Raw genomic sequence first — 241 nt, 5'->3', positions numbered from 1 at the left:
CCGACAAGTCGGTCCGCCTGGTTGAGCAGTTCCGTCTCTAGCGGCGTCGCGTCCCAGATGCCGTCCGCAATGAAATGGTGCAGCTGGTCGTAGTTGCCCGTGGCAAGGCGCTCCGCCATCGGCTGAATGCTCTTGCGATCACCAGGGCCGATCAATCCCGCAACGTACAGTGGACACATCCGCTGCCGGGTCTTGTGACCAAACCGGTCCAAGAACGGCTTCAGCCAGCGTTCGAGTTCGT

Annotated in this window: 1 protein-coding gene; it reads right to left on the bottom strand. The window is 61.4% G+C overall.

The annotated features are described in order from the left end of the window. On the bottom strand, positions 1-241 hold a 241-nt coding region (locus FNJ47_RS48715; protein WP_163163810.1), incomplete at both ends, for a transposase.

Source organism: Bradyrhizobium uaiense, assembly GCF_010811875.1.
Lineage (GTDB): Bacteria > Pseudomonadota > Alphaproteobacteria > Rhizobiales > Xanthobacteraceae > Bradyrhizobium > Bradyrhizobium uaiense.
The sequence above is the reverse complement of the archived record's forward strand: the minus strand, read 5'-3'. Positions and strand labels throughout refer to the sequence as shown.